The following is a 3,144-nucleotide window of genomic DNA, read 5'->3' on the forward strand; positions in this document are numbered from 1 at the left end:
TTAATTATTTAGTTATTGCAATACAAAGTGCTTAAGACGCACACAGGAGGATTTACATTATGAACACAGGTACAGTAAAATGGTTTAATGCAGACAAAGGTTTTGGATTTATCGAAGGTCAGGATGGAAATGACGTGTTCGCACATTTCTCTAACATTCAAGGTGATGGCTTTAAATCCTTAGACGAAGGTCAAACAGTAACATATGACGTAGAAGCTGGCCCACGTGGCAACCAAGCTACTAATATTGTTAAACTATAATTAACCTTATCAAAGGCATCCCTTAGTGGATGCCCCAGATTGAAGACAAACCCTGCTTGAGTTAATCTCAAATAAGGGTTTGTCTTTATTTGGCTCTATGTTAAATAGGGTTGATGGAAGAAAAATTCTTCCTTCAACCCTATTTATTATAGAACCATTATTATACATAAAAAAGCCCTCTAAACCACTAAGAAATAGTGATTTAGAGGGCTTTGTCTACAGTCTGAAAGATGACCTATCTTTTCTTTTTTATTTTATAATTTCTTCTACTCTTTCTCTGGGTATTTTATTTTCTAATTCTTCAACCGTTCCGACAGTTATTATTTCCCCATGATTAATGATCGCAATTCTATCACATAATTCTTGTGCTTCAGACATATAATGTGTTGTTAGCAAAATAGTTTTCCCTCTGTAAGATAACTCTTTTATTACATCTCTTAATTTATTTGCTCCTTCAGGATCTAAGCCAATACTAGATTCATCGAAAAAAATTATTTCAGGATCATTTAAAAGAGATCTTGCTATTTGGAGCCTTTGTTTCATTCCTTTTGAATAAGATTCAACTCGTCTATCCTTAAATTCATATAGTCCTACCATCTCTAGCAATTTTGGTATTAACTTGGTTTGCTCTTTTATTGATATTTTATATATATCAGAAAAATATATTAAATTTTCTTCACCTGTTAAACGCCAATATAATCCACGTTCTCCCCCAAAAACAAAATTTATATGTTTTCTAACTAATTTTGCCTCTTTAAATGTATCATAGTTTAATATCTTTGCTTCTCCAACAGTAGGAGCAAGCATAGTTGATAATATTTTTATAGTAGTTGATTTGCCCGCACCATTCGGACCCAATAAACCGAAGATTTCCCCCTTAAATATATCAAAAAAAATATTATTAACTGCACAAAATTCTTTATCTTTAAAAATCCTTGTCATCCCTTCAACAGAAAAATTTTTTCTGACATAATAACTTCAATCTAATCAATTATAAATTTAAAATATCTATTCTTACCAATTTTAATTATAAATGTTCTGTCTTTAAATTTATTACTTTCCACGGTTTCATCAACATCAGTTACTTTTCTTCCATTTATTGATACTCCATTCTGATTAATTAGACGTTTTCCTTCCGATTTTGACGAAATTATTTTGTTTAAAAATAATATATTTATAACTGTTTCGGGCAATATATCTTTATTAATATTTAGAGTTAAAATATCGTCTGGTACCTGTCCTTTAGCAATATTTTCATATCTATTTTGCGCCTTTAAAGCCTCTTCAGAACTATGGTACATACTAACAATTTCATAGGAGTAAAATTTATGAGCTTTAACGATATCTTCTTTCATTATTTTTAAATATACTTCTTCAGGAATATCTGTTGTTAATCTAAAATAATTTTCCAATACACTATCTGGTATTTTCATTGCTTTTTCGTACATAATTCCTGGTTCTTCGTCAATCCCGATATAATTATCTAAAGACTTACTCATTTTATTTTTACCATCTATACCAACTAAAAGAGGAAATGTAATGATACACTGCGGACTTTGATTATACGCTTTTTGCATATCTCTACCAACTAATAAATTGAAAGTTTGATCCACTCCTCCCAGTTCAACATCTGATTTAATTGCAACTGAATCATATCCTTGTACTAACGGATATAATATTTCGTGAATACCGATAGGTTTCTCATTTATAAACCTATTATTAAAATCATCTCTTTCTAATATTTGAGATACGGTATACTTACTAGCCATCGAAATGATATTCTCAAATGACAAGTCTTTTAACCATTCGGAATTATAACAAACTTTAGTTTTAGATGTATCCAATATTTTATTTACTTGATCCAAATAACTTTGTGCATTATTCCGGGTTTCTTTAAACGTTAATGACGGCCTAGTTTTAGATTTTCCAGATGGGTCCCCTATCATTGCTGTATAATCACCTATCACAAAAATAACAGAATGGCCCGCGTTTTGAAATATTTTCATTACTTTTAAAATAACAGAATGGCCTAGATGTAAATCTGGTCTTGTAGGATCAGCACCAAATTTTACAGTTATATTTTTACTATCCAGCATATCTATCAAATTTTCTTCTCCAATAATTGTATGCGTGTATCTTCTTATTGAATTTAAAATTTCTTTTCCATTCATAATCATTCTCCTTTATAAATTTTCGATAATATTTCTCCATGTTAGAGAATTTTTTATATTTCCAAAAACATAAACCTTATTTTCTAAATCTGTTTTATATGCTTTTCCTTGAGAATCAACAAGCATATAGATAATTCTCTACTATCACTTTCTTTAAAGTCAATTTCTATATTTGATTCGGTAGTGTCAAATAAATTGTGTAACCTACATTTTAAGATTGTAATTGTTATATCAAATTTTCAACTATTTCCATTCATAACCTCGCATTTTATAAGAGCTTTCGACCGCCCTATAGATTTGTTAGTATCTTTGAGATCGATAGCTCCTCTAAAATGCGAGGGAAGCAACCGAAGGGTGCTAGTTTACTCCATTAAAATACTTGGAGCTTTGTGATGCCTTCTCTTAATTTCGTATCGTTAATTGGTCTTCTTTGATCCAAAAGATTTCGAAGTTCAAAGGTAACCTTCCCAAATCCTTTATGAATTCGCTGTCCAAACTTTGCGTTATACTCGCTAATATAACAATAGACAGTTTTTCCCAAAGAGGCTTCATGGGGAAACTGTTCTTTTATTGTTGTAATCCGCTTTATTTGTTTATTGACGGCTTCTGATTGTTTGTTGATATAAAAGGATGTCAATATCTCCTTGGGAAAATGCACAAATGAGAAAAGATTCTTTTTTAGTCTCAATTGTTCAGCCAACTTTGGATAAGTC

The 3,144-nt window shown here is 30.7% G+C and carries 4 protein-coding genes; 1 reads left to right on the plus strand and 3 read right to left on the minus strand.

The features are described from left to right. The first annotated feature begins 59 nt into the window (after window positions 1-59). Window positions 60-260: a cold-shock protein gene (locus ACQV2S_RS08645; RefSeq protein WP_428873104.1), complete on the plus strand. Its 201-nt coding sequence runs from the start codon at window positions 60-62 to the stop codon at window positions 258-260. Between the two features lie 249 nt (window positions 261-509). On the opposite strand, the gene ACQV2S_RS08650 is transcribed toward ACQV2S_RS08645, so the two are convergent. The 3 genes from ACQV2S_RS08650 to ACQV2S_RS08660 form a co-directional block, all read right to left on the minus strand. Then, window positions 510-1,202 (minus strand): ABC transporter ATP-binding protein, encoded by a 693-nt coding sequence (locus ACQV2S_RS08650; RefSeq protein ID WP_428885401.1) that lies wholly within the window; start codon window positions 1,200-1,202, stop codon window positions 510-512. Window positions 1,203-1,243: 41 nt separating this feature from the next. After that, window positions 1,244-2,431 carry a tyrosine--tRNA ligase gene (gene tyrS, locus ACQV2S_RS08655; RefSeq protein ID WP_428885402.1) on the minus strand — a complete coding sequence of 396 codons (1,188 nt, stop codon included), beginning with the start codon at window positions 2,429-2,431 and terminating at the stop codon, window positions 1,244-1,246. 370 nt (window positions 2,432-2,801) lie between these two features. Beyond that, a partial coding sequence (locus tag ACQV2S_RS08660; protein WP_428885404.1) for a transposase occupies window positions 2,802-3,144 on the minus strand: 343 nt, incomplete at its 5' end.

Origin of the sequence: Facklamia sp. P13064, assembly GCF_050409425.1 — a bacterium.
GTDB lineage: Bacteria > Bacillota > Bacilli > Lactobacillales > Aerococcaceae > Facklamia.

Coding starts and splice junctions, on each gene's coding strand:
- ACQV2S_RS08645 (WP_428873104.1), top strand. CDS start 60: ATGAACACAGGTACAGTAAAATGGTTTAATGCAGACAAAGGTTTTGGA.
- ACQV2S_RS08650 (WP_428885401.1), bottom strand. CDS start 1,202: ATGACAAGGATTTTTAAAGATAAAGAATTTTGTGCAGTTAATAATATT.
- tyrS (WP_428885402.1), bottom strand. CDS start 2,431: ATGAATGGAAAAGAAATTTTAAATTCAATAAGAAGATACACGCATACA.